Raw genomic sequence first — 24595 nt, forward strand, 5'->3', positions numbered from 1 at the left:
CGCATTTCACTCTCTCGGCAACTTATCTGCAATCGCTTTGAATTGCTCTGCACTGAAACCTGTTAATATTGGCATTTCCCAATCAAAGAACCGCTTGTCTGATATTGCATGGAGAATGAGTGATCTAATGCCAAGCATTTCCGAAGAATTTAGGCCTGTATTAGGAACTACATGGCGCACCGAGCTAGCAATTTTCGTTGCGCAGTTAGTCGGATCATCGGAGCAAAGCACAAGCTCATTTGAATCATCTAGATCAGTGATTGCTTTTCCAATCGCTTGTATCAGGGCTATCTGATCGTCCTGTGTCATCTTAGCTCCTTCTGATATAGAACGCCGAAGTAGACATTGGCTGCAATGCAGAAAGTTCTCAAAGTGGGCTCAGTTCTGCCGTTGGCTGACGGAGTGAGATACCGCAGCCGCCGCCCGCCGCCAACCCCTCACCCCCGGTCAATCCGCGCCTGGTAGCAGTTGTTGCGCGACGACCGGATGTGGATGTAGTCCACCTGCTCATCGGCAAAGATCGCCTCGGCCTGCGCCATCATCTCTGCCTGCGGGATGACAATGCCGGTGCCGTAAACGATGCGGTGCCCGGCGCTGTAGCCCTTGATCAGATAGTCCGGCGCGTTTTCCAGCACCTCCGGCACTTCCGTCCCTTCATGCCGATCGCAAGGGTCTGCGCACAGAAAAATCGGCCCGGTCTCGGCATAGGGCTGCGCCGCGGGAAAGGGGCGGTGGGCGAGGATCAGCATTTCCTTGCCCTCGGGAATGTACCGCAGGCAGTGGCGGCAGGGGTTGCCGCCGCCGTCGGACACTGTGCGCTCCGGCATCTGGGCGTGGGCGTCAGGGCCGCCTTCCTGCAGGGCGCGGACGATATCGGTGGGCAGGGCGGTGATTTTGGTCATCGGGTTTCTCCTTTGCTGCCAGCACCCTGCCCGAACCGCAGGGCGGCAATCGACCCGGATCTTGCGCATCCCGCAGTGAGTTGGAGTAAAGTCCTCCTGCCCGCCGCGCAGGCATTGGTTTGCCCTGCGGCCGTTGGGCCGGGGCGCCGCGCGGACGCGCGGCGCGGCACCGCATTCCAGCAGGACTCCACATGAGAACAAAACGGGAATATCATGTCTGCATGTTTGCCGAATTCGCCTGCCTTTCGAACTTCACCTTCCTCACCGGCGCCTCCCATCCGGAGGAATACGCCGCCCGCGCGCTGGAATTGGGGCTCGGCGCCTTTGCCATCGCGGATGAAAACTCGGTGGCGGGCATCGTGCGCGCCCATGCGGCGTGCCGCGACATCGCGCGACGGGTGCGGGAGCGGCAGGCCTGGGACCGCACGCACACCCCCATCGGCCCGCCGCGGCCCGCGGGCATTCCGCAGCCCGCCTCCTTCCCGGTTTACGAAACCGTGCGGCTGATCCCGGCAGCAAAGCTGATCCTCACCGACGCGCCGGAGGTGATCGCGCTGCCGGTGACCCGCGTGGGCTGGGGCAGCCTGACCCGGCTGCTCTCAACCGGACGGCTCAGGGCGCAAAAGGGCAGCTGCACCCTGCACCTTGCCGACCTCCTGGAATTCGCTGACGGCCTCCACCTGCTGCTGCTGCCGCAAACGCAGCATCTGCCCGGCGGCGCGGATGGATGGGCGCCGCATATGGACGGGCTGACGCGCCGCTTTGGCTCCCGCATGCACCTGATGATGGCGCCCGCCTATGACGGCGGCGACCGGGCGCGCTTTGCGCAGCTGGCAGAGCTGGCCGCCCGTCTGAACCTGCCCCCCTTGGCCAGCGCCGCGCCCAAAATGCACCACGGCAGCCGCCGCCGCCTGGGGGATGTGCTGACGGCCATCCGCCTGCGCTGCAAGGTCGAAACCCTGGGCCGCGCCGCCATGGCCAACGCGGAGCAGCGCCTGCGCTCGGACGCGGAAATGCGCCGCCTGTTCCGCGGCTATGAGGCAGCGGTGGATAATGCCGCCCATCTGGCAGCGCAGCTGACCTTCTCGCTGGATGAGCTGCGCTATGACTACCCGGACGAGGGCCGCGAACAGGAAACCCCACCGCAGCGCCTGCGCAGGCTGGCGGAGGAAGGCCTCAGCTGGCGCTACCCGGGCGGTGCGCCCGACAAGGTGCGCCAGCTTCTGGAGCATGAACTCGCCCTGATCGCCAAGCTGAAATACGACCCCTATTTCCTCACCGTGCGCGACATCGTCGCCTTTGCCCGCTCCCGCGGGATCCTCTGCCAGGGCCGCGGCTCGGCGGCAAACTCGGTGGTCTGCTACTGCCTGGGCGTCACCTCCGTCAGCCCGGAACTGGGCACCATGGTGTTCGAGCGTTTCGTTTCCGAGGCCCGCGACGAGCCGCCCGACATCGACGTGGATTTCGAGCATGAGCGGCGCGAGGAGGTGATCCAGTGGATCTATGAACGCTACGGCCGCCACCGCGCGGGGCTTTGCGCCACGGTGATCCACTACCGCGGCAAACGCGCCATCCGCGAGGTGGGCCGCGCCATGGGCCTGACCGAGGACACCATCTCTGCCATGTCCTCGCAGCTCTGGGGTTTTTTCAGCAGCAAAGGGGTAGAGGCCGAGCGGATGCGCGAGATCGGGCTGGACCCGGACAGCCGCCGCCTGCAGCTGACCCTGCAGCTGGTGGAGCAGATCATCGGCTTCCCGCGCCACCTCAGCCAGCATGTGGGCGGTTTTATCATAACCCAAGGCCGCTTGGATGAGCTGGTGCCCATTGAAAATGCCACCATGGAGGGCCGTACGGTCATCTGCTGGGACAAGGACGACATCGACACGCTGGGCATTCTCAAGGTCGATGTGCTGTCGCTGGGCATGCTTACCTGCATCCGCAAGGCGTTTGATCTGATGCGCCAGCACCACCAGCTGGACTACAGCCTGGCCACCCTGCCGCCGGAGGACCCGGCGGTCTACAATATGCTGTGCCGCGCCGACAGCATCGGCGTCTTTCAGGTCGAGAGCCGGGCGCAGATGAACTTCCTGCCCCGGATGCGGCCGCGCAATTTCTATGATCTGGTGATCGAGGTGGCCATTGTCCGCCCCGGCCCGATCCAGGGCGACATGGTGCACCCCTATATCCGCCGCCGCAATGGCGAGGAACCGGTGCATTTCCCCTCCGACGCGCTGGGCGAGGTGCTGGGCAAGACCCTCGGCGTGCCGCTGTTTCAGGAGCAGGCGATGCAGATCGCCATCGTTGGCGCGGGCTTCACGCCGGAGCAGGCAGACCGGCTGCGGCGGTCCTTGGCGACCTTCAAGAAGCACGGCAACGTCAGCGAATTCCGCTCTCTGTTCCTGCGCGGCATGGCCAGGAACGGCTATGATCAGGAGTTCTCCGAACGCTGCTTTTCCCAGATCGAGGGCTTCGGCTCCTACGGCTTTCCCGAAAGCCATGCCGCCAGCTTCGCGCTGCTGGTCTATGCCTCGGCCTGGATTAAATGCCACCATCCGGGGATCTTTGCCTGCGCGCTGCTGAATGCGCAGCCGATGGGGTTCTACGCGCCCGCCCAGATCGTCCGCGATGCCCGCGCGCACGGCGTCGAGGTGCGCCCGGTCTGCATCAACAACTCCTACTGGGACAATGTGATGGAACCGGACGGCCACGGCGGCCTGGCGCTGCGGCTGGGGTTCCGGCAGGTGAAGGGCCTGCGCGACGAGGACGCCGCCTGGCTCACGGCCGCGCGCGGCAACGGTTATCACGAGGTGGAGGATGTCTGGCGCAAGGCCGGCATTGCGCCGCCGGTGATCGAGCGGCTGGCAGAAGCCGATGCCTTTGCCGCGCTCGGCCTCAACCGGCGCGAGGCCTTGTGGGCCGCCAAGGCGATCACCGCCCGCAAACCGCTGCCGCTGTTTGCCCGCGAGCTGGAGGGCGAGGGGATCTATGAACCGGCCGCCGACCTGCCGCAGATGGGTCTGGGCGAGGAGGTGGTGGAGGATTACGTCGCCATGCGCCTGTCCCTGCGGGCCCATCCGGTGGCGCTGATCCGGCATCTGCTGACGCCGCAGGACACGGGCGGCAGTCCAGGGGGCGGGCCGGGCGATTGAGTATTTGGGGAAAGATGAAGCGGCGTTGCCGGGGTGCCGCGCCCTGATAACGCCAACTGTGGCAGGAAAGCCGGTTCACCCCGGCGCGGCAAGGCGTTAGAAGGCTTGCGAACATTGCCTAATCTTGCCCTGCCCCGGAGCTGATCCATGACCGCACCCAAACCCGTTGTCCTGTGCATTCTCGATGGCTGGGGCAGCGGCGAGCCCGGCAAGGCCAACGCGCCATATCTGGCGCAGACCCCGGCTTTTGATGCGATCATGGCCAAGGGGCCAAGCGCCAGGCTGATCACCCACGGGCCGGATGTGGGCCTGCCGACCGGGCAGATGGGCAATTCCGAGGTCGGCCACACCAACATCGGCGCAGGCCGGGTGGTGGCGATGGACCTGGGCCAGATCGACCTGGCGATCGAGGACGGCAGCTTCTTTGAAAACGCGGCGCTGCAGGACTTTATCGCGCAGCTGAAGGACAGCGGCGGCGCGGCGCATCTGATGGGGCTGGTCTCTGACGGCGGTGTGCACGGCCATATCAACCACATCCTGGCGGCGGTGAAAGCCATTCACGAGGCCGGGGTGCCGGTCTGGCTGCACGCGATCACCGACGGGCGCGATGTGGCGCCGAAATCGGCCTTCCGCCACTTCCGGCGGCTGGAGGAAAAACTGCCCGAAGGCGTGCGCATTGCCACCGTCACCGGGCGCTATTTCGCGATGGACCGCGACAACCGCTGGGGTCGAGTGAGCGAAGCCTATGATGCGATGATTCACGCCAAGGGGCGGCCCGGCCAGACCGCCCACAGCGCGGTGGACCATGCCTATAACCAGTCGGAAACCGATGAATTCATTGCTGCCACAGTGCTGGAAGGGTTTGAGGGCGTGAAGGACGGCGACGGGTTTTTCTGCCTCAATTTCCGCGCCGACCGCGCGCGGGAAATCCTGCGCGCCATCGGCGAGCCGGGGTTTGCGGAGTTCGACGCCGGCCAGCGCCCGAACCTGGCAGCGCTGATGGGCATGGTGGAATATTCCGATGCCCACAATGATTACATGACCACCGCCTACCCGAAGGCGGCGATTGTCAACACGCTGGGTGCTTGGGTCGCCCAGCACGGCAAGACCCAGTTCCGCCTGGCCGAGACCGAGAAATACCCGCATGTGACGTTCTTCCTCAATGGCGGCAAGGAAGAGCCGGAAGAGGGTGAAGACCGTTTCATGCCGAAGTCTCCCAACGTGGCGACCTATGACTTGCAGCCGGAGATGTCGGCACCGGAAGTGACGGAGAAATTCGTCGAGGCGATCGAGGCGGGCTATGACCTCATTGTCACCAACTACGCCAACCCCGACATGGTGGGCCACACTGGCGATCTGAAGGCCGCGATCCGCGCCTGCGAGGCGGTGGACCAGGGGCTGGCCAAGGTGGTCGCGGCGCTGGAGAAGGCAGGCGGCGCGATGATCGTCACCGCCGATCACGGCAACTGCGAGGTGATGGTGGACCCGGAAACCGGCGGCGCCCACACTGCCCACACGCTGAACCTGGTGCCGGTGGCGCTGGTCGGCGGGCCGGAGGGCGCGCAGCTGCGCGATGGCCGCCTGGCCGATCTGGCACCCACCATCCTGGAACTGATGGGGCTGGAGAAACCGGCTGAGATGACCGGGGAGAGCCTGCTGTCATGATCCGGCGCGCGGGCCTTGTGCTGCTGGCCGTGCTGGCTGCGCCGCTGCAGGCGGCAGCGGATCCGGCAGAGGCCGCGCGGGACGCGGCAGAGCAGCTGGAGATGGCCTCGGTCAAGCTGCAGGAGGCTGACAGTTCCCGCGACCGGGTGAAGGCGCTGACCTCTACCGTGCAGGCCTATGAGGCGGGGCTTGCGGCGATGCGCGACGGCTTGCGCCGGGTGGCGCGGCGCGAGGGGCAGCTGAGCGCCCAGCTGGCGGCGCGGCAGGAGGAGGTCTCCGGCCTTCTGGGGATCATCCAGACCATTGAAACCTCGCCGCCGCCGGTGCTGATGGTGCATCCTTCCGGGCCTTTGGGCGCGGCGCGGTCTGCGATGATGCTGGCAGAGGTGACGCCGGCGCTGCAGGCACGGGCGCAGGTGCTGAAGGCGGATCTGGATGAGGTGCAGAGCTTGCGCCTGCTGCAGCAGAACGCCGCGAAGACGCTGGAAGAGGGGCTGGCGGGCGTGCAGAGCGCCCGGGTGCAGCTGTCCACCGCCATTGCCGACCGCACCACATTGCCGAAACGCTTTACCGAGGATCCGGTGCGCACTGCGATCCTGATCTCTTCGACCGAGACGCTGTCGGGTTTTGCCGACGGGCTGGCGGAGATTGCCGATGGCGGGATTGCCGCCAGTGAGGCCGACATCAGCGGTTTGCGCGGCACGCTGCCGTTGCCGGTGGAGGGGCTGGTGCTGCGCGGTTACGGCGAGCGCGATGCCGCGGGCATTGCCCGGCCCGGCTGGCTGATTGCCGCCCGCCCCCGGGCGCTGGTCACATCGCCCACCGCAGCCACCATCCGCTATCGCGGGCCGCTGCTGGACCTGGGCAACGTGGTGATTCTGGAGCCGCAGCCGGAGACGCTGTTTGTGCTGTCGGGCCTGGCCGAGGTCTTTGGCGAGGCGGGGCAGGTGATCCCCGAGGGCACCCCTGTCGGTCTGATGAGCGGAGAAAACCCGAAACCGGACGCAATTCTGTCAACAAGCGGTGAAGGGGGTGGAACTGACCGGACAGAAACGCTCTATATAGAAGTGAGAATGGACAACAGCCCGGTGGACCCCGAAACGTGGTTCCGCACTGGAAAAGGTGGATGAAGGCTTGATGAAGAAATTTGCGATGGCCGCCGTCGGCGGCACGCTGGCAGGGATCGTGGCGACAACCTATGTGGCGGGCCCCTTGCTGGCGCAGGAAGGCGTGCGCGAGGCAAACGTCTATGAGCAGTTGGACCTGTTCGGCGACATCTTCGAGCGCATCCGTGCGCAATATGTCGAGGAAGTCGACGAGAAGGAGCTGATCGAGGCAGCGATCAGCGGCATGCTGGCCTCGCTGGATCCGCATTCCAGCTACCTGTCGCCGGATGACGCGGCCAGCATGCGGGTGCAGACCCGTGGCGAGTTCGGCGGCCTGGGGATTGAGGTCACCCAGGAAGAGGGCTTTGTCAAAGTTGTCTCCCCGATCGACGGCACCCCGGCAGATGAGGCCGGGATGGAAGCCGGCGATTTCATCACCCATGTGGACGGCGAAAGCGTTCTGGGCCTGTCGCTGGACGACGCGGTGGAGCTGATGCGCGGGCCGGTCGGTTCGGAAATCGTGATCACCGTGGTGCGTGAGGGCGAGGCGGAACCGTTTGATGTCTCGATCATCCGCGACACCATCAAGCTGACCGCTGTGCGTGCCCGCACCGAGGGCGACACCGTGGTGATGCGGATAACCACCTTCAACGACCAGACCACGCCGAACCTCGAGGAAAACCTCAAGAAGCAGATCGAGGAAGCCGGCGGCATAGATAATGTCAACGGCATCGTGCTGGACCTGCGCAACAATCCGGGCGGTTTGCTGACCCAGGCGATCAAGGTGGCCGACAGCTTCCTGGAATCCGGTGAAATCGTCTCCACCCGCGGCCGCGACCCGGAAGACGGCGAGCGGTTCAACGCAACGCCGGGCGATCTGGCGGAAGGCAAGCCGATCGTGGTGCTGATCAACGGCGGTTCGGCCTCAGCGTCGGAAATCGTTGCGGGTGCGCTGCAGGACCACCGCCGCGCCATCGTGGTGGGCACCAAGTCGTTCGGCAAGGGCTCGGTCCAGACCGTGATGCCGCTGAAGGGCGAGGGCGCGATGCGCCTGACCACAGCGCGCTACTACACGCCGTCGGGCCGCTCGATCCAGGCGCTGGGCGTCTCGCCCGACATCGTGGTGGCGCAGCCGCGCCGGACCGCGGCGGCTGAGGAAGACAACGACTCGTCCACCCGCCGGTCGCGTTCGGAAGCCGACCTGCGCGGCAGCCTGAACAACGACAGCCTGTCCGAGGATGAAATCCGCCAGATCGAGGAAGAACGCGAGAAGGCCGAGAAAGCCGCGGAACTGCGCGAGCAGGATTACCAGCTGGCCTATGCCATCGACATCCTGAAGGGGATGGTGGCGCTGGGGCCGAAATAAGGCCCGCGCAAACACGCATCAGGAAGGGGCCGTCCGGTTGGGCGGCCTTTTTCGTTTTTCAACTAGCCGCCGGGTCTGGCGGGGCTTGAGTGCTGTGCCGTTTATGCGCTGTGTCCCAGTTAAGGGGGCGGCGCCGCCGGGTAGAGAATGGACAGACCCCGCCGGGGGCCTGCTCGGACAGGATTTCCTGAACGACCCCCTTTTTATCAGGGCCGGTCTCCGGGTGATACGCAGGCAGCTCCACAGATGCCTGCGCCTTGTATCATGGCCCGTGCGCAGAGCCATGGCGGGGGATCGATCAGGGGGCAGTCTGGCAAAAACGGATGAGTATCGCGTGAAGGCACCGTACGGTGGGTGCGCAACACCTTGGCGGAAGTGAACTTTCCCGCCCGGAACAAGGCGCGCAGCGCCGCCGGGCGAGCGCCTGCCCGCCCGCACGGGCTGGCGCTTTGGCGGACGTAGTGTTCCATTGAGAGCTCGTACGGACGCGGCTGGGATAAACTGCCCCACGCAAGCGTTGCAGCGCCACCCCGCGGGCAGGCGCCCGCCCTTATGGGAGACAGGAATTGCGTAATGACATCTGGGTGCAGAAAATACCTAGCCAAGCAATTCAACTTGCAGCTTGGTCCGCTCTGCTAATAAGCTATGGGTGCTAGACCAAGCTGGTAGCAAAGCGGACCTCCGCCGGAGCCAGTTTCGCCGGGCAGCCACCATATCTGGTGCTGTCCGGCTCCACACTTCAAGGATCTATGGTTCTCCTCTGCATGTCCAGCATTAGAGAGCATCCATCCACAGGCATCTAGCAAGCTTCTGAAAAGGCGAAAGTTTTCTTCCTGCTCTGCTTCCGGGTTGTTTTGTTCGCTTACTTACACAGTAGAGAAAGTTTGCCGTTAGATTTTCTTCTGTGCGCTTGTAATCCGGTAAATTTAGCAATTCTTGATTCGGCACTGGCAGCTTCAGCCGACAAAGAGTGTGCAAATGGTTGAAAGTTGAAACTGACTGGCATGCCCGTATTCTCGCGTCTTCGTGACAATAAACGCCCGATATCCGGCGTACTGACGGAGCGGGCTGGGCTATGGTCGCACCATGATGTTCGACCTGCCTGATTCCCGCACGCTGTACCAGGCGCTGCTAGACCGCGACGCCGCCTATGAGGGGCGCGCCTATGTCGGCGTGACCTCCACCGGCATTTTCTGCCGGCTGACCTGCCCGGCGCGCAAGCCGAAGTATGAGAACTGCCGCTTCCATGCCACGCCGGGCGATTGCATCGAGGCGGGGTTCCGCGCCTGCAAGCGCTGCAAGCCCTTGGCGGCGGCGGCGGGCGATGACCCGATGGTGCAGGATCTGCTGGCGCGGCTGGAGGCGCGGCCCGCGTACCGCTGGGGAGAGGATGATCTGCTGCGGCTGGGGCTGGATGCGTCCACCGTGCGGCGCGCCTTCAAGCGGCATTTCGGCATGACCTTCCTGGAGATGGCGCGGCAGCGGCGGTTGCGCGAGGGGTTCACGGCGCTGAAGGCCGGCGAGCCGGTAATTGCGGCGCAGATTGATGCAGGTTTCGAAAGCGCCAGCGCCTTCCGCGCGGCTTTCGCGAAACTGGTGGGGATTGCGCCCGGGGCGTTCCGCAAGGATGCGCTGCTCTTGGCGGATTGGATCGACACGCCCCTGGGCGCGATGATTGCGATCAGCTGTGCCCATCAGTTGCACCTGTTGGAGTTTGCCGACCGCAAGGCGCTGCCGCGGGAGGTGGCCAAGCTGCAAAAGGCGCAGCCCGGCGGCCTGGGTTTTGGCCGCACGGCACCGACAGAGCAGATTGCAGAGGAGCTGCGCCACTTCTTTGCAGGCGAGGGCGCGGATTTCCAGACCCCGCTGGCGCTGCACGGCACCGCGTTTGAGCGCGAGGTCTGGCGCTATCTGCTGACCATCCCGGCAGGCGAGACCCGCAGCTATTCGCAGATCGCGCGGGAGCTGGGCCGGGCCTCAGCCACCCGGGCGGTGGCGCGGGCCAACGGCTCCAACCAGCTGGCGCTGGTGGTACCCTGCCATAGGGTGCTGTCAGCTGATGGATCGCTGACCGGCTATGGCGGGGGCCTATGGCGCAAGCAGCGGCTGATTGAGATTGAAACAGGCTACAGACAGAGGATTTCAGCATGACATATTCTGAGCGCGCGCGCGGATTTGCGGCGCTGCATCAGCCGGGCAATCCGGTGGTGCTTTACAACATTTGGGATGCGGGCAGCGCCAAGGCGATTGCCGGGGCGGGTGCGTCGGCATTGGCGACCGGCAGCTTCCCGGTGGCAGCTGCACAGGGGTTCCCGGACGGAGAGAAGGTGCCGCTGGAGTTTGTGCTGGGCAATGCGGAACGCATCGTGGCCGCCACAGACCTGCCGGTGACGATTGATTTCGAGGGCGGATACGCCCGCGAACCGGAGCAGCTGACCGCCAATGTGAAGCGGCTGGCAGAGACCGGTGCGGTGGGGCTGAACTTTGAGGATCAGGTGGTCGGCGGCGACGGGCTCTATGATGTCGAAGAGCAGGCGCGGCGGGTGGCTGCGGTGCGGGCGGCCCATGCGGACATCTTTGTGAATGCCCGCACGGATCTGTTTCTGAAGGAAAAAGATGCTTCCAAACACGCGGGCCTGGTGCCAGAGGCGCTGGAGCGCGTGGCGGCCTATGCGGCGGCCGGCGGTAACGGGTTCTTTGTGCCGGGGCTGACCGATCCGGATCTGATTGCGCGGGTCTGCGAGGGCAGCCCCGTGCCGGTCAACACGATGATGCGCGGCATCACGCTGGAGACCGCACGGCAGGCGGGTGTGGCGCGCTGCAGCTATGGCCCGATCCCGCATGCGAAACTGATGCAGGTACTGACGGAGCATTTCCAGGCGCTGGAATAGGCGTTCAGGGGCAGGCCCCTACATCGTTTCGAGGCAGTGGCGGCGGAAGGCGCGTTTCAGCATATCGAGCTCGGCGCGCAGCAGTTCCACTTCGGCGCGCAGGTCGTCCGCCACTGCCTCGCCCGCGATCAGGGTGAAATCGCCCAGCCGGGTGCTGTCTGCGGCATCGAAGATCACGAAGGTCTGCACCCCGTCGGCCACGGCCTCCGGCGGCACTGGCACGGCTACCAGCCAGTCGCCGTCTTTCTGGCCCTCGGTCAGAACCACGTCCCTGACAGGCTGATCCTGGAACATCACGGTAATATCTGGCCGTGCGCCGGTGACGGGGGCTTTGCTGATCTTGCCCTCCCATATGCCGTTGCGGAAGCGGATCTTGGTCAGTGTCAGGCTGCTCATGTCGGGTCACTCATGGGGCAGGGTTCCTCAGATCGCCGCGCGGCGGTGGCGCGAGAAGGTCAGGTCGCGCAGGACCACCTGGTTCAGGTCGGGGGCTTCAAAGATCAGGTCGAGCCAGATCTTCTCGATCCGTTTTTCGTTCAGCTTGGAATAGGCGAGGTCGAATTCGACCACGATGTTCTTGTCGTCCTGGGGCAGCTCGCGCACCAGCTGTTCGGTGTTGGGGCCGTGCTGGATGTTGAGGCGGGCGAAGATCTCGATCGGCTTCTCGGATTCGATGATGCTGTCGATGCGCAGCAGGTGCTGGCGGGTGATGCCTTGCACGGCCTCGGGCGGGAGGTCGATCACCAGCGACAGGAAGGAGCCGTCGAACTTGAACACATCCATGCGCAGGCCGAAGGGGGCAAGGTCCTCCTCGCGGGTATTGCGGAGCTGGCGCAGGGTCAGTTCGGAAACGCTGCAGTCGTGGAACAGCTGCACCTCATCGCCCAGGCGGGCCTTGGGCGGGACTTCCGCAAGACCGCGTTCCGGCAAGGGGCCGCGCCACATCTGAGGCCGCCAGGACCAGTCGGTGCCATGCGGGCGCGGAAAGAAGGAAGAGCCGATCTGCGGCAGCGCCAGGCGGCCGTCGGCGGTGTGGATCAGCCGGTCCAGATGGGTGCGCAGCTGGCGTGCCTGATTGCGCTGGCGGCGCAGTTCCGACAGCGGCGCGCGCGAGGATTCTTCAGCCGCCGCGCGCCAGCGGCGCAGGCTGCGCAGGTGAAACAACCGGTCCATGATCCTGCCCATCGTGCTCTCTCTTGCCTGTTAAAAGGTCTTGCTTGCCCGTCCTGCCCCGTTGCGGGGCTGGCGGCAGTGTAACCGGGCGCGGCTATTGAAATAAACCGGCAATCCGCTGGCGCAGCCCGCGTTTTTTGCCTGTCTCTTCTGCGCTGTCAGCCGCCGGTGCCTGCAGCTCAGCCGGGCGAGGCTGCGGGCGCAGGCCCGGTGCGGGAGCTGCGGAGACGGGGCGCGGCGGGACCGCCGCGGTTTCCAGCGATGGCAGGGTGGAGGCCTCCAGCGTGCGGTGGGTCATCTCGTTCAGCAGGGCGGCGCCGTGGCCGCCAAGCGCCCGGCTGCCCTCGGGCGCATAAAGCGCCAGTGCGACAAGGTGGCGGTCGAGTACGAAAGCACCGCGCCAGTGCACCGGGCTGGCGCTGTCGGCGACGGCGCCGGGGAACTCCAGCTTGACCAGCGGCAGGAGCTGGTCCTCACGGGTTTCAAGCACTTTGGCGTCGGGGAACATAGCGGCGATGTCGGCGGCCTGCGGAGCGGCGGCAGCGGGTTTGGCCGGGCCGATCGAGGCGGTGAGCACCGCCGACTTACGGGCGCCGAACCAGTTCTGACGCCCCATGCGGCTGCAATGGGCCAGAAGTGCAAAGCCGCCGTCCTTGTCGGTCTGGCTGCTGCGCCGGTCGAAACAATAGGCTCCGGGTGCGGCCAGCAGCACATCGCCGCCACCAAAGGACATCACCTGCATCCCGGCCTGCGGCGCCTGGCTGGCGGTGCGGGAGGCAAAGGGCATGCCTTGGGGCGCCGGGCTGCATCCCGCCACTGCGAAGGCAGCGAGCACGCACGCCGCCGCCGTGCCGCGCCGCGTGGGCGCCTTTCCGCCGGGCGCGGCAAAAGGCACGGGTTTCCCGTTGCTTGTTCTGATCACTGCTGGTCCTGCCGGTCTTGTTTTTTACGGGAATCATTACGGAGCGGGGACCGGGGCGGCAAGGCTGAACCGCCGGCAGGCGTGCCTGACTTGCCTTGGCGTTGCAGCAATGCATAACGTGGGCCGGATTGCCGCCGGATCCTGATGCGGCGCGGAGGACCTATGCACGACAGGCACAGTTACAGGGCGCATGAGGCGCTGGTGCGCTACGCCCGGCACCAGCCGGCGCTGTGGCGGTTGATGCTGGGTCTGGTGCTGGTGGCCTCGGTCAGCTTTGCCCTGACGGCGGCGCTGCAGGTGGTGGTGGCGGGGATGTTCCCGGGCGACTGGCTGCTGGGGCTGGCCGATGGCAGCACACCGGGCGCGATGCTGGTGCTCTTGGGCAGCTTTGCCTTTCTGTCGCTGGGGGTGGCGATGGCGGCGCGGCTGTTCCACCAGCGCGGCTTTGCCACCGTGACGGGCCATCTGCGCCCGCTGGCGCATCAGTTCGGCCGGGTCAGCCTGTTTCTCTTGGGTCTCAGCCTGCTGCTGATGGCGCTGCCGCCCTATGACATGGGGCCGCCGATGACCCGGAACCTGCCGTTCTGGACCTGGTTCGGCCTGCTGCCGCTGTCTATCGCCGCGGTGCTGGTGCAGACCGGATCGGAGGAGATCCTGTTCCGCGGTTATATCCAGCAGGCGCTGGCGGCGCGGTTCCGCCACCCTGCGGTCTGGCTGCTGGGGCCCTCTGCGCTGTTTGCACTGGGCCATTACCTGCCGACCGAGGCCGGGGACAACGCGCTGGTGATCACCGCCTGGGCCGGGCTGTTCGGGGTGCTGATGGCGGACCTGACGGCGCGGGCCGGCACCCTCGGCCCGGCAATGGCGGTGCATTTCTTTAACAACGTCACTGCTCTGTTGCTGTTCGGCTCCCCCACCAGCCTCAATGGGCTGGCGCTCTATCTGATCCCCTTTGATCTGGCGGATGTGCAGGCGCTGCGGCCGTGGATGGCGGTGGATTTCCTTCTGATGAGTGTCAGCTGGCTTTGCGCGCGGCTTGCCATACGCCGCTGATTGCAATTGCGGCAAATGCGCCTTATCTGGGGGACAAACCGCGCCCCCGGAGAGGCAAGCAATATGAACTGGATCACCAACTACGTCCGGCCCAAGATCAACTCGATCTTTTCGCGCCGCGAAGTGCCCGAGAACCTTTGGCAGAAATGCGATGAATGCGGCACCATGCTGTTTCACCGCGAGCTGAGCGACAATCAGAACGTCTGCACCAGCTGCGGCCATCACATGAACATCACCCCGCGCGACCGTTTCATCGCACTGTTTGATGGCGGTGTGTTCACCGAGGTCGCGGTGCCGGAGCCGCTGGCCGATCCCTTGAAGTTCAAGGATCAGAAGAAATACCCCGAGCGGATCAAGGCGGCGCAGAAGAAGACCGGCGAGAAAGACGCGATGCTGGTGGCCGCGGGCGAGATCGGCCGCACGCCCATTATCGCTGCCGCGCAGGACTTCTCCTACATGGGCGGTTCGATGGGCATGTATGTGGGCAATGCCATCATCGCTGCGGCTGAGGAGGCCGTGAAGCTGGGCCGCCCGCTGGTGCTGTTCTCCGCCGCTGGCGGTGCGCGGATGCAGGAAGGCATTCTGTCGCTGATGCAGATGCCGCGCACCACCGTTGCGGTGGAGATGCTGAAAGAGGCGGGGCTGCCCTATATCGTGGTGCTGACCCATCCGACCACCGGCGGTGTTACGGCGTCTTATGCGATGCTGGGCGATGTGCATATCGCCGAGCCGAACGCGCTCATCTGCTTTGCAGGCCCCCGGGTGATCGAGCAGACCATCCGCGAGAAGCTGCCGGACGGCTTCCAGCGCGCTGAGTATCTGCTGGATCACGGCATGCTGGACCGGGTGACCCCGCGCACCGAGATGCGCGAAGAGCTGATCACCATTATCCGGATGCTGATGGGGCTGCCGCCGCAGGTGGCGGGCGATCTGCCCGCACCGGAGAAGGAAGAGGCGCCCAAGGCCGCAAATGCGCCGGCGGATGGCGCAGTCAGCGAAGAAGCTGCCGAGTAAACCGGTTTAAACAGATACGCATGGCCGAGAAGGCCGGTCAGCGCCCGTCCCTTCCAGGGCGGGCGCTGTTCTTTGCCGCCCAAGACACTCCGACCTGACAGGACCAGGCTGATGACCCAGACCTCCGACGCGATCCTCGCCCGCATGATGGCGCTGCACCCCAAGATCATCGACCTGACGCTGGACCGGGTCTGGCGGCTGCTGGCGGCGCTGGATAATCCGCAGGAAAACCTGCCGCCGGTGATCCACCTGGCGGGCACCAACGGCAAGGGGTCCACCCAGGCGATGATCCGGGCGGGCCTTGAGGGGATGGGCAAGAGCGTGCACGCCTATACCTCGCCGCATCTGGCGCGGTTCCATGAGCGGATCCGGCTTGCGGGGGAGTTGATCTCCGAGGCACATCTGACCGAGGTGCTGGACGAGTGCTATGCCAAGAACGGCGGCGAGAACATCACCTATTTCGAGATCACCACGGTGGCGGGCCTCTTGGCGTTTTCACGTACGCCTGCGGATTACACGCTGCTGGAGGTTGGGCTGGGCGGACGTCTGGACGCCACCAACGTGATCACGCCGGAGGTGTCTGTGATCACCCCCATTTCCATCGACCACGAGCAGTTTCTGGGCAACACGCTGGCCAAGATCGCAGGCGAAAAGGCGGGCATCATCAAGCGCGGCGTGCCGGTTGTGGTTGGCCCGCAGCCCGACGAGGCGACGGAGGTGATCGAAGCCACCGCTGCCCGTCTCGGTGCGCCGCTGATTGCCTATGGCCAGCATTGGCATGTCTGCGAAGAACGCGGCCGGCTGGTGTTCCAGGATGAAAACGGCCTGCTGGATCTGCCGCTGCCCGCGCTTTTGGGTGCGCATCAGATCCAGAACGCCGGTGCTGCGCTGGCGGCTCTGCGCCATCTGGGCGCGGATGAGGCCGCCTGCGAGGCGGCCATGGTGAACGCCGAATGGCCCGCGCGGATGCAGAAGCTAAAAACGGGCCCGCTGATCGCAGCGGCGCCGGAGGCTGAACTGTGGCTGGACGGCGGCCACAACGCTGCGGCCGGCGTGGCGCTGGCGGATGTGCTGGCAAAACTGCCGGCACGCCCCACCCATCTGATCTGCGGCATGCTGAACACCAAGGACGTGAGCGGCTACATGGCCCCGCTGGCGCCGCATGTGGCCAGCCTGACCGCGATTTCGATCCCGGATGAGGTGAACACGCTGAGCGCAGAAGAGACCGAGGCCGCGGCCAAGTCCGTGGGCATCAAGGCCGGCACGGCGGAGAACACCCTGGCAGCGCTGCAGGCAGTTGTGGCCAAGGACCCGCAGGCGCGGGTGCTGATCTGCGGCTCGCTGTATCTGGCGGGCCATGTCCTGCGCGAAAACGGCTAAGGCTTACGGCTGCGGCGGGGGAGGCTCTCCCGCCCGGCTTCGACCTGCCGGTCTCACCCCGTTGGGCCGGGCGCCGCTGGCGCGGCGCCGCCGCTTTTTCATCTTTCCGGAAGTCCTCCGGGGGTGAGAAAGCTTCCCGGAAACTGTTCGGGGGACAGTTTCGCTTTCGAACGGGCGGAGCCCGCCGGCAGGCCGAAGGGGCAGTGCCCCCTTCTTCCCTCCGCCCCCTAATCCAGAACGTAGTCCACAGGCTCCAGCCTGGGCGGCGCTTCGCGGCCCAGGGCGTTGCAGACCGAGATTTCCATCACCCGGCACATGGCGCTGAGCGGCACTGAATTGGCCTGTTTGCGGAACGGGTGCTCCAACTCATGCGTGACCTCGGCGAGGCCGAAAAACACATAGGCCACCACAGCGGCCACCAGCGGCTCGAACCAGCCGGCGCTGTCCAGCAAGGCAAAGGGCAAGAGCAGGCAGTAGAGATACGTGGTGCGCCAGACCAGCAAGGAGTAGACGAAGGGCAGCGGCGTGGTCAGCAGCCGCTCGTTCCCGGCCTGGGCGGCGGGGAAGGCGGCCAGCCGTTCGGCAAGCGCGCGCTGGCCGAAGCCGTCGATGCGGCCGTCCTCCGCCATCTCGCGCAGGCGGGTGGCGATGTCCCGCAGGGCCGCGTTGGGGCCGTTGGGGTCCCGTATCAGCTGCTCTGCCGCCTCCGGCCCGATCCAATGCCCCACCGTCTCCCGCACCTCATCGCCGCGCAGCTGGGCGCGGTGCAGGTGATGGAAGGCGAGGATGCGGGTCAGGATGAAGTCCTCGTCGGGACCTTTGCCCGCGAAGATCCGCAGTTCCTGCGCCAGGCTGCGCACGTCGGAGACCATGCGGCCCCAGATCCGCCGCGCCTCCCACCAGCGGTCATAGGCGGCGTTGTTGCGGAAGCTGAGAAACAGCGACAGCGACAGGCCGAAGACCCCCATCGCAGCGATGGAAATCTGCGGCATCTCAAAGGCATAACGGTCAAGCACCAGCACCAGGAGCGCCCAGAGCGCGGCGCCGATGATGTTGGGCAGGATGCGCGGCACCACCGATCCGTTCAGGATCAGGAAGATTTCGCGGCGCCGGGGCGTATCGCGGACGATCATGGGGTTTCGCTGCCCCAGTCCTTGTCCTGCATTTCGCGCAGGCGGGAGGCGGTGCGTTCGAATTCAAAGGTGCCCTCGCCCTCGACATAGAGCATTTCGGGCTGCGCCGCCGCTGAACAGATCAGCCGCACCTTGGCCTCGTACAAGGCGTCGATCAAGGTCACGAAGCGCTTGGCTTCGTTGAAGTTGTTGCGGCTGAGGCGGGGGATGTCCTCCAGAACCAGCACCTTCACCTCCTCGGCGATGGCAAGGTAGTCGCCCGGCCCCAGCATTTTGCCGCAGAGGTCATAGAAGGTTGCGCGCGCCACCCCGTTGCGGAAAGCGGGCAGGGTGACCTCGCGGCCCTTCACCTCCAGCGTCAGCGGCTGCGCCGCGCCGCCGCCCGACAGATCCTGCCAGATCGCGCGGATCTGTGCGCGGGCCTCGCCGTCCACGGGGGCGAAATAGACCTGCGCGCCGGTCAGCCGGTCCTGCCGGTAATCGGTGGTGCTGACCATTTCATGCACCGCCATATGCTCCTTGATCAGATCGATAAAGGGCAGGAACAGCTGGCGGTTGAGGCCGTTTTTGTAGAGGTCGTCCGGTACCCGGTTGGAGGTGGTGATCACCGTGACACCAGCGGCAAACAGCGCCTCGAACAGGCGGCCGACGATCATCGCATCGGTGATGTCGGTGATCTGCATCTCGTCAAAGGCCAGCAGGCGCACGGATTCTGCGACCTCGGCCGCCGCCGGGGCCAGCGCGTCCTCGACGCCGTCCTGGCGGGCCTGATGCATCCGGGTGTGGATTTCCTGCATGAAGGCGTGGAAATGCACCCGGCGCGAAGGGATATCGCCGAGGCTGTCGACAAACAGGTCCATCAGCATCGACTTGCCGCGCCCGACCCCGCCCCAGAGGTAGAGCCCCTGCACTGCTTCAAACTCCGCCTTGCGGAAGAAGCCGCGTTTCACCGGCGGAGCCATCAGGCCTTCGGCGATGCGGTCGAAATGAGGAAGCACGGCTTCCTGTGCCGGGTCGGGCTTCAATTCGCCCGCGTCGATTTTCTGCCGGTAAAGCGCGCTCAAATGGGTCATGGCACAGGGATAGCGCGGGGCGCGGGGGATGGGAAGCACAGGATTGGGGGCGGCAAGCCGGCGGGTCAGCGGAACCTGTCCTGCGTCAAGGCGATGAAGTTTTCCACTGTCTTCAGCCCGCGGTCTTCCTGCTCCTGCAGCAGTCCGGCGACCAGATGGCGGGTTGCTGCTGCGTGCTCCAGCTCAGCTGCGCTGGTGCCATAGGCAATGCCGTAGCGCCCCAGTTCGTGGTTCCGGGTCCATTCCGCGCGGCTGGCGTAGACCCCGGGGATCACCACGCTCTGGCAGCCGCAGATGGCGGCATACTGGGAATAGAAGGTGGCCTCGTCATAGGAGTAGAAAGTGTCGCAGCGGTTGAAGATCTCTGCGATTTCTTCATGCGACAGGCCGTCGATCGGAATGGCGTTTTCCGTCTCGGGGATGCGGTCCTTGTGCGCGCCCTTGCGGACGATGTAGCAGGCCCCGCTGCGGCCGGCACGGTTCTGGTTCCGGTAGGCCGGGTTGCGGCGCCACAGGAACAGTTCCGGCGCGCCGCCGGTGATATCCGGGATGTCGGACATTTTGCCGGCGCAGAAGAACATCTCCCCTTCGGTGAACTCAAAGGGGTCCTTGATGCCGGGTGTGTAAAGCAGCCAGCGGGCAATATTCCGGGCACCCAGAGGATTGCCCAGGGTTACCTCAGGGTAGACGACGATGCTGGACCGGGTGAAATCCGCGGGCGTTGCAACCGGCGTGTTGAGGGCGGGGTTTGTTGCAAACGGGGCTGGCCGAAAGCGTGAGCGGCGCAGCCGGGCCTTCAAGGCCGCCACCATTCCTGAAGGCGGTTGCTGGTGCCAGGGCCAGAGCATGGCCTTCTGTCCCAGCGCATTCAGCGCGTTGACCAGCTCGTGCAGAAAGATGCAGCCGCCGCTGTCGGGATCGTAAGGGGGGGCGTAAACCAGGTAGGCCGGGCGGTTCATCATGCAGTTTCCTCAGCCTTGCGAAGCCGCTTCGGAAGCGCGGTAACGCCGTTCCAGTTCCAGCAGGTCCCTGCTGCGGTCCTTGATCCTGCGGGCGGGCACGCCGGCATAGACCATCCAGGCATCCGCAGGCTTCAGCACAAGTGACATCGCCCCGACACAGCAGCCCTCGCCCAGATCAGCGCCGGGGGCAATGACCGTGCCGGCACCCACAATGCAGTGCCTGCCGATGTGCACCGGGGCCAAGGTTTCGGATTTGTAGTCCGCGGGCACTGTCGGGTTGGTCATGGTCGCACCGCTGTAGTCATCCGATTGGGCAAAGACCGACACCCGGTAGGCGAGGCCGGAAAAGTCCGCCATCGTGATGCCGGGGGTGCCGCCGGCCAGCAGGCAGAAGGGGGCAATATGCACATTGCGGCCCAGGCTGATGCCGCCTGAAATCACGCAGAAATCATCAATCCGGCTGTTGTCGCCGATGTGCATCCTGTGCACCTCGTAAAGCGATGCCTTGTCGCTGATCCTGACGTTGGTGCCGAGAGACGCAAATCCCATCTGCGCAAGCGTTTCCTGCGGGTAATAGGCCATCAGGGGTTCCGCTGCAGCCAGCTGCGGGCTGTCTCAATCACAGTTTCGATGCTGCTGCCAAGCGCGAAGAACATCGGCAGGCGGACCAGGCGCGCGGAAATATCGTTGGTCACCGGCAGATCGCCGGCGCTGCGGCCATAGCGCAGGCCCGCGGGCGCCGAATGCAGCGGCACATAGTGGAACGGGGTGATGATGCCTGCCTCGCGCATGCCGGAGATGAAGGCGTCGCGGTCGTCCAGGTCGCGCATCAGCAGATAGAACATATGCCCGTTGCCGGTGGTGTCCGGCGGTGTCTTGGGCAGGGTGACGCGGCCTGCGGCCTCAAGGTCGGTGAAGGCCTCGCAGTAGCGGTCATAGAGCGCCAGCCGGGTTTTCAGAATTGAGTCCGACTGTTCCAGCTGGCCATAGAGGAAGGCGGCGATCAGCTCCCCCGGCAGGAAGGAGGAGCCGATGTCGACCCAAGTATATTTGTCCACCTGGCCGCGCAGGAAACGGGAGCGGTTGGTGCCTTTCTCGCGGATGATCTCGGCCCGTTCCACAAGGTCGGGGCGGGTCAGGGTGAGGGCACCGCCCTCGCCGCTGATGATGTTCTTGGTCTCATGAAAGCTGAAGGTCGCCATATCGCCCAGCGAGCCTGCCGGGCAGCCCTTGTAGGTGGAGCCAAAGGCCTGTGCCGCATCCTCCACCAGCACCAGATTATGGGCGCGGGCGATCTCTGCCAGCCGGTCCATGTCGGCGGGGAAGCCCGCGTAATGCACCGCAAAGATGGCGCGGGTTCGGGTGCTGATGGCGGCGGCGGCTTTTTCCGGGTCGATGTTGAGCGTTTCAGGGTCGATGTCCACGAATACCGGCACCGCACCGCGCAGGGCGACGGCATTGGCGGTGGAAACAAAGGTGAACGAGGGCATGATCACCTCATCCCCCGGCTGCAGATCGCAAAGCAGCGCCGCCATTTCCAGCGCAGCGGTGCAGGAATGGGTCAGCAGCGCCGCATCAGCGCCGGTCTTTTCCGCGATCTGGGCGTTGCATAGATGGGTGAACCGCCCGTCACCGGACAGCTGCCCGTATTCCAGCGCCTCCTGGATATGCGCCAGCTCCCCGCCGATCATCGAGGGTTTGTTAAAAGGGATTTTCGCTGTGCCCATGTGCCAGCCCGCCTCGCTTGATCTTCGCCGACCTTTATATTGGCTTTGCCGCAAGCCGCAAGGGAACCGGGGGCAGGGCTGGCGCGGCAGGAGGGAGCTTGCCTGTTGCTGGCGGCGCTGGGTTTCCCGGTCCCGGTCCAGATTGTTCTGCAAATTGCCCGCCTCGCTTTGGCAGGTGATGTGTGGTCAGGCGAGGCGTTGAGGACGGGAAGCCAGGGCGTTGAATGAGGCAGTGTCAGGCCGGGCAGCAGAGGCCCGGCCTGTTGTATTCGCATCGCTTCGGCGATTGGCGGCGCTGGCAGAAAGCCGCAACCGCCGCGCCGGTTATTCGGCTGCCTGGGCGGGTTGCCATGCAAAGGGTTGGAACATCTTGTCCACCGGAGTGTGGGCCAGGTGATTGGTGTAGTTCGACATCACTTTCTGGGCATAGCCAAGAATGACCCCCAGCATGTTGCGGGTGCTGAAGCCGGCCGCGAGAAAGGCCTGCATATCCTGTTCAGAGACATGGCCGCGGTCCCGCACCATTGTCAGGGTAAAGTCGCGCAGAGCCTCAAGGCGGGCGTTGGGCAGCGGGGTCCCGTCGCGCAGGGCATTGCCGATGGCATCATCGACATTCATGCTTTTGGCGATGGCAGTGTGGGCAGGCACGCAGTAGCCGCAGCCGTTTTCAACGTTGATTGCCTGCCAGACAACGGTGAGCTCCTCGGCGGTAAAGCCTGAGTCCACGAATTGCGCATGCACGGCATGGTAGGATTTCAGAAGTTCCGGGGCCTCGGCCATGACGGCGTAGAGGCCGGGAATGGCACCATAGGCCTTCTTGGCATTTTCCAGAAGTTCCCGGCTGGCTTCGGGGGCGGTGGTTTCGTCGTGCATTGTGAAATTGGTCATCTTGGATCCTGTGGTTGGCTATGTTGCGTCCTGTCCAGGCAATATGGTGAGTTTGAGTGATTGCTCAATGGGGAAAATTGAGTGATCACTCAAATGTGACATTCTGGGGGGCATTAGCGGCAAGACAAAGCGGGAAATCTGGCGTATTCATCGGGCCATGCCACGCGCGCAGCCATATGACCGTGATGCCGCATTGGACGCGGCGCTGACCCTTTTCTGGCGAAAAGGGTATTACGCGACGTCGCTGAAAGACATCGAAGCAGCGCTGAACATGAAGCCGGGCAGCATCTATGCTGCCTTCAACAGCAAGGAAACACTGTTTGGCCTGACGCTGGAGCGGTACTTCCGCAAACAGCATGCGGATTTTGTATCGACGCTCAAGGCGGCGGCGTCACCGCTGCAGGGGCTGGCAGACTATCTGCGCCGCTTTGCCCGGCTGCCGCTGGATGATCCGCAGCGCAGCAGCTGCATGCTGGTCAAGACGCTTCTTGGCGCCACCGAGCAGGACGCCAAGCTGGGGGAGCTTGCAGGGCAGTACATCGATCAGATGATTGCCGAAATGGCTGCAGCGTTTGAGCAGGCAAAGCAGCTGGGGGAGTTGCCCGGCGAGGCTGATGCAGCTCATTTGGCGCGCCGGTATCAGGCTGATCTGACTGCCTTGGGGTTTGAGGCCTCCCGGCGGATCAGCCGCGAGGAGCTGGCGGTTTCAGCCGAGGAGCTGGCGCAGAAAGTCGAGGCTATGCGCGTGAGGCAGACCTAGGCTTCGCGGTATCGTGCAGGCCGTTCGCGGCGCCTCACATCAAAATTTCTTAAGGGTGCGCTCAAAAATCCTGATTTGACCGGGCAGCAATTTTCCCTGAGGGTTCACCGGCTTATCAGGAGAGAGCCGATGGACCGTCCCGCGCCGCTGTTTACACCCGTTTTGATCGTCGGCTGCATCATCATCATGGTGAGCTTTGCGGTGCGCGCCTCCTTCGGCGTCTTTCAGATCCCGATTGCGGAGGAGTTCGGCTGGCTGCGCTCGGAGTTCTCCTTGGCGATTGCCATCCAGAACCTGGCCTGGGGTATCGGGCAGCCGATCTTCGGCGCCATTGCCGAGAAGATCGGCGACCGCAAGGCGATCATCATGGGGGCGGTTGTCTATGCCGCCGGGCTGGTGCTGAGCGCCTGGTCAACGACCCCGTTTGAGATGCAATCCTATGAGTGGCTGGTGGGCTTTGGCATTGCTGGCACCGGGTTCGGCGTGGTGCTGGCGGTGGTTGGTCGCGCCAGTTCCGACGAAAACCGGTCCATGTCGCTGGCGATTGTCACTGCGGCAGGCTCTGCCGGGCAGATCTTTGGCGCCCCGACGGCGGAGTGGCTGCTGGGCTTCCTGCCCTGGCAGACGATTTTCCTGCTGTTTGCGGGCGTGGTGCTGGCGCTGATTGCGCTGCTGCCGCTGATGCGGGCGCCGGAGGCAGCCAGTAAGATGGAGCTGGAAGAGAGCATGGGCGCGATCCTGAAGAAGGCGTTCAAGGATCCGTCTTACACGCTGATCTTCCTGGGCTTTTTCAGCTGCGGTTACCAGCTGGCCTTTGTCACCGCGCATTTCCCGGCCTTTGTCACCGAGATGTGCGGGCCGATCCTGCCGGGGGGCGCGCTGCATTCGATCGGGATCACCACCACCTCGGCGCTGGGGGCGGCGGCGATTTCGCTGATCGGCGCGGCCAACGTCGGCGGCACGCTGCTGGCGGGCTACCTGGGCAAGCGGTACTCCAAGAAATACCTGCTGGCGGCGATTTATACCGGGCGCACCATTGCGGCGGCGGCCTTCATCCTGTTCCCGATCACGCCGCTGAGCGTCATCATCTTCTCTGTCGCGATGGGCTCCTTGTGGCTGGCGACGGTGCCGCTGACCTCAGGGCTGGTCGCGCATATCTATGGCCTGCGTTATATGGGGACGCTCTATGGCATCGTGTTCTTCAGCCACCAGCTGGGCAGCTTCCTGGGCGTTTGGCTGGGCGGGCGGATGTATGATGCCTATGGCGATTACACCCTGGTCTGGTGGATCGGTGTCGGCGTCGGGGCGTTCAGCGCAATTGTTCACCTGCCGGTGAAGGAGCGGCCGCTGGCGCAGCCGGCAGTCCCGGCGGCAGCGTAACACGGCTGGCCCGCCTGGAGGCGGGCTGTGCGTTGCAGGTAGTATCGACCT

At 64.8% G+C, this 24595-nt stretch carries 22 protein-coding genes; 11 read left to right on the forward strand and 11 right to left on the reverse strand.

Translation table 11 applies throughout. The features are described from left to right. Nucleotides 1-6: 6 nt before the first annotated feature. Nucleotides 7-309: a hypothetical protein gene (locus RA26_RS22740; protein ID WP_152612647.1), complete on the reverse strand. Its 303-nt coding sequence runs from the start codon at nt 307-309 to the stop codon at nt 7-9. A gap of 128 nt (nt 310-437) precedes the next feature. Then, on the reverse strand, nt 438-902 hold the full coding sequence (locus RA26_RS16125; RefSeq protein WP_039185295.1) for a DUF1203 domain-containing protein: 465 nt from the start codon (nt 900-902) through the stop codon (nt 438-440). 221 nt (nt 903-1123) lie between these two features. Between RA26_RS16125 and RA26_RS16130 the strand changes: the two genes are divergently transcribed. From RA26_RS16130 to RA26_RS16155, 6 genes are all read left to right on the forward strand, one after another. Further along, nucleotides 1124-4051: an error-prone DNA polymerase gene (locus tag RA26_RS16130; RefSeq protein WP_039185298.1), complete on the forward strand. Its 2928-nt coding sequence runs from the start codon at nt 1124-1126 to the stop codon at nt 4049-4051. 147 nt (nt 4052-4198) lie between these two features. Next, the gene (gene gpmI, locus RA26_RS16135) at nt 4199-5716 is read left to right on the forward strand and encodes a 2,3-bisphosphoglycerate-independent phosphoglycerate mutase (protein WP_039185299.1); all 1518 of its coding nucleotides are present in this window, start codon (nt 4199-4201) and stop codon (nt 5714-5716) included. Beyond that, a complete protein-coding gene (locus tag RA26_RS16140; RefSeq protein ID WP_039185303.1) occupies nt 5713-6846 on the forward strand; it encodes a murein hydrolase activator EnvC family protein in 1134 nt (377 codons plus the stop codon). The genes gpmI and RA26_RS16140 overlap by 4 nt, the downstream gene beginning before the upstream one ends. 7 nt (nt 6847-6853) lie before the next feature. Then, nucleotides 6854-8188, forward strand: coding sequence for a S41 family peptidase (locus RA26_RS16145; RefSeq protein WP_039185453.1), 1335 nt, complete (start codon nt 6854-6856; stop codon nt 8186-8188). Between the two features lie 1086 nt (nt 8189-9274). Next, the gene (locus RA26_RS16150) at nt 9275-10339 is read left to right on the forward strand and encodes a bifunctional transcriptional activator/DNA repair enzyme AdaA (protein WP_039185305.1); all 1065 of its coding nucleotides are present in this window, start codon (nt 9275-9277) and stop codon (nt 10337-10339) included. Then, on the forward strand, nt 10336-11079 hold the full coding sequence (locus tag RA26_RS16155) for an isocitrate lyase/PEP mutase family protein (protein ID WP_039185308.1): 744 nt from the start codon (nt 10336-10338) through the stop codon (nt 11077-11079). Before RA26_RS16150 ends, RA26_RS16155 begins: the two co-directional genes overlap by 4 nt. Nucleotides 11080-11097: 18 nt before the next feature. Here the strand turns inward: RA26_RS16155 and RA26_RS16160 are convergent, their stop codons facing one another. The 3 genes from RA26_RS16160 to RA26_RS16170 form a co-directional block, all read right to left on the reverse strand. Further along, on the reverse strand, nt 11098-11475 hold the full coding sequence (locus RA26_RS16160) for a hypothetical protein (RefSeq protein ID WP_039185311.1): 378 nt from the start codon (nt 11473-11475) through the stop codon (nt 11098-11100). Between the two features lie 27 nt (nt 11476-11502). Beyond that, nucleotides 11503-12264 (reverse strand): DUF6478 family protein, encoded by a 762-nt coding sequence (locus tag RA26_RS16165; protein WP_039185313.1) that lies wholly within the window; start codon nt 12262-12264, stop codon nt 11503-11505. Nucleotides 12265-12346: 82 nt separating this feature from the next. Further along, on the reverse strand, nt 12347-13039 hold the full coding sequence (locus RA26_RS16170; protein WP_241482666.1) for a hypothetical protein: 693 nt from the start codon (nt 13037-13039) through the stop codon (nt 12347-12349). 297 nt (nt 13040-13336) lie between these two features. On the opposite strand from RA26_RS16170, the gene RA26_RS16175 reads away from it, so the two are divergent. The 3 genes from RA26_RS16175 (at nt 13337) to RA26_RS16185 (ending at nt 16621) form a co-directional block, all read left to right on the forward strand. Next, a complete protein-coding gene (locus RA26_RS16175) occupies nt 13337-14227 on the forward strand; it encodes a CPBP family intramembrane glutamic endopeptidase (RefSeq protein WP_039185316.1) in 891 nt (296 codons plus the stop codon). 63 nt (nt 14228-14290) lie between these two features. After that, the gene (gene accD, locus RA26_RS16180; protein ID WP_039185319.1) at nt 14291-15241 is read left to right on the forward strand and encodes an acetyl-CoA carboxylase, carboxyltransferase subunit beta; all 951 of its coding nucleotides are present in this window, start codon (nt 14291-14293) and stop codon (nt 15239-15241) included. 111 nt (nt 15242-15352) lie between these two features. Next, complete coding sequence (locus tag RA26_RS16185; RefSeq protein ID WP_039185325.1) at nt 15353-16621, forward strand: bifunctional folylpolyglutamate synthase/dihydrofolate synthase; 1269 nt, start codon at nt 15353-15355, stop codon at nt 16619-16621. Nucleotides 16622-16848: 227 nt separating this feature from the next. Here the strand turns inward: RA26_RS16185 and RA26_RS16190 are convergent, their stop codons facing one another. From RA26_RS16190 to RA26_RS16215, 6 genes are all read right to left on the reverse strand, one after another. Continuing rightward, on the reverse strand, nt 16849-17754 hold the full coding sequence (locus tag RA26_RS16190; protein ID WP_039185327.1) for a bestrophin family protein: 906 nt from the start codon (nt 17752-17754) through the stop codon (nt 16849-16851). Further along, on the reverse strand, nt 17751-18827 hold the full coding sequence (zapE, locus tag RA26_RS16195) for a cell division protein ZapE (protein WP_039185330.1): 1077 nt from the start codon (nt 18825-18827) through the stop codon (nt 17751-17753). The genes RA26_RS16190 and zapE overlap by 4 nt, the downstream gene beginning before the upstream one ends. Nucleotides 18828-18892: 65 nt before the next feature. Beyond that, on the reverse strand, nt 18893-19789 hold the full coding sequence (locus RA26_RS16200; protein WP_039185333.1) for a hypothetical protein: 897 nt from the start codon (nt 19787-19789) through the stop codon (nt 18893-18895). Nucleotides 19790-19798: 9 nt separating this feature from the next. Continuing rightward, nucleotides 19799-20371, reverse strand: coding sequence for an acyltransferase (locus RA26_RS16205; protein WP_039185335.1), 573 nt, complete (start codon nt 20369-20371; stop codon nt 19799-19801). Next, a complete protein-coding gene (gene rffA, locus RA26_RS16210; RefSeq protein ID WP_039185337.1) occupies nt 20371-21516 on the reverse strand; it encodes a dTDP-4-amino-4,6-dideoxygalactose transaminase in 1146 nt (381 codons plus the stop codon). Before rffA ends, RA26_RS16205 begins: the two co-directional genes overlap by 1 nt. 324 nt (nt 21517-21840) lie before the next feature. Beyond that, nucleotides 21841-22404 (reverse strand): carboxymuconolactone decarboxylase family protein, encoded by a 564-nt coding sequence (locus RA26_RS16215; RefSeq protein ID WP_039185338.1) that lies wholly within the window; start codon nt 22402-22404, stop codon nt 21841-21843. Nucleotides 22405-22561: 157 nt separating this feature from the next. Between RA26_RS16215 and RA26_RS16220 the strand changes: the two genes are divergently transcribed. Beyond that, nucleotides 22562-23164 (forward strand): TetR/AcrR family transcriptional regulator, encoded by a 603-nt coding sequence (locus tag RA26_RS16220; protein WP_039185339.1) that lies wholly within the window; start codon nt 22562-22564, stop codon nt 23162-23164. 129 nt (nt 23165-23293) lie between these two features. Then, nucleotides 23294-24544 (forward strand): MFS transporter, encoded by a 1251-nt coding sequence (locus RA26_RS16225; protein WP_039185340.1) that lies wholly within the window; start codon nt 23294-23296, stop codon nt 24542-24544. The last annotated feature ends 51 nt before the right edge of the window (nt 24545-24595 follow it).

It is taken from the genome of Leisingera sp. ANG-M7, assembly GCF_000813965.1.
Lineage (GTDB): Bacteria > Pseudomonadota > Alphaproteobacteria > Rhodobacterales > Rhodobacteraceae > Leisingera.

Bases quoted from the DNA above. Each gene is read 5' to 3' on its own strand.
- RA26_RS16215 (WP_039185338.1), bottom strand. From the start codon at position 22,404: ATGACCAATTTCACAATGCACGACGAAACCACCGCCCCCGAAGCCAGC.
- RA26_RS16165 (WP_039185313.1), bottom strand. From the start codon at position 12,264: ATGGGCAGGATCATGGACCGGTTGTTTCACCTGCGCAGCCTGCGCCGC.
- RA26_RS16140 (WP_039185303.1), top strand. From the start codon at position 5,713: ATGATCCGGCGCGCGGGCCTTGTGCTGCTGGCCGTGCTGGCTGCGCCG.
- RA26_RS16155 (WP_039185308.1), top strand. From the start codon at position 10,336: ATGACATATTCTGAGCGCGCGCGCGGATTTGCGGCGCTGCATCAGCCG.
- RA26_RS16185 (WP_039185325.1), top strand. From the start codon at position 15,353: ATGACCCAGACCTCCGACGCGATCCTCGCCCGCATGATGGCGCTGCAC.
- RA26_RS16225 (WP_039185340.1), top strand. From the start codon at position 23,294: ATGGACCGTCCCGCGCCGCTGTTTACACCCGTTTTGATCGTCGGCTGC.
- RA26_RS16175 (WP_039185316.1), top strand. From the start codon at position 13,337: ATGCACGACAGGCACAGTTACAGGGCGCATGAGGCGCTGGTGCGCTAC.
- accD (WP_039185319.1), top strand. From the start codon at position 14,291: ATGAACTGGATCACCAACTACGTCCGGCCCAAGATCAACTCGATCTTT.
- RA26_RS16205 (WP_039185335.1), bottom strand. From the start codon at position 20,371: ATGGCCTATTACCCGCAGGAAACGCTTGCGCAGATGGGATTTGCGTCT.
- RA26_RS22740 (WP_152612647.1), bottom strand. From the start codon at position 309: ATGACACAGGACGATCAGATAGCCCTGATACAAGCGATTGGAAAAGCA.
- RA26_RS16130 (WP_039185298.1), top strand. From the start codon at position 1,124: ATGTTTGCCGAATTCGCCTGCCTTTCGAACTTCACCTTCCTCACCGGC.
- RA26_RS16190 (WP_039185327.1), bottom strand. From the start codon at position 17,754: ATGATCGTCCGCGATACGCCCCGGCGCCGCGAAATCTTCCTGATCCTG.
- RA26_RS16170 (WP_241482666.1), bottom strand. From the start codon at position 13,039: ATGCCCTTTGCCTCCCGCACCGCCAGCCAGGCGCCGCAGGCCGGGATG.
- gpmI (WP_039185299.1), top strand. From the start codon at position 4,199: ATGACCGCACCCAAACCCGTTGTCCTGTGCATTCTCGATGGCTGGGGC.
- RA26_RS16150 (WP_039185305.1), top strand. From the start codon at position 9,275: ATGATGTTCGACCTGCCTGATTCCCGCACGCTGTACCAGGCGCTGCTA.
- zapE (WP_039185330.1), bottom strand. From the start codon at position 18,827: ATGACCCATTTGAGCGCGCTTTACCGGCAGAAAATCGACGCGGGCGAA.
- RA26_RS16145 (WP_039185453.1), top strand. From the start codon at position 6,854: ATGAAGAAATTTGCGATGGCCGCCGTCGGCGGCACGCTGGCAGGGATC.
- RA26_RS16125 (WP_039185295.1), bottom strand. From the start codon at position 902: ATGACCAAAATCACCGCCCTGCCCACCGATATCGTCCGCGCCCTGCAG.
- RA26_RS16160 (WP_039185311.1), bottom strand. From the start codon at position 11,475: ATGAGCAGCCTGACACTGACCAAGATCCGCTTCCGCAACGGCATATGG.
- rffA (WP_039185337.1), bottom strand. From the start codon at position 21,516: ATGGGCACAGCGAAAATCCCTTTTAACAAACCCTCGATGATCGGCGGG.
- RA26_RS16220 (WP_039185339.1), top strand. From the start codon at position 22,562: ATGCCACGCGCGCAGCCATATGACCGTGATGCCGCATTGGACGCGGCG.
- RA26_RS16200 (WP_039185333.1), bottom strand. From the start codon at position 19,789: ATGATGAACCGCCCGGCCTACCTGGTTTACGCCCCCCCTTACGATCCC.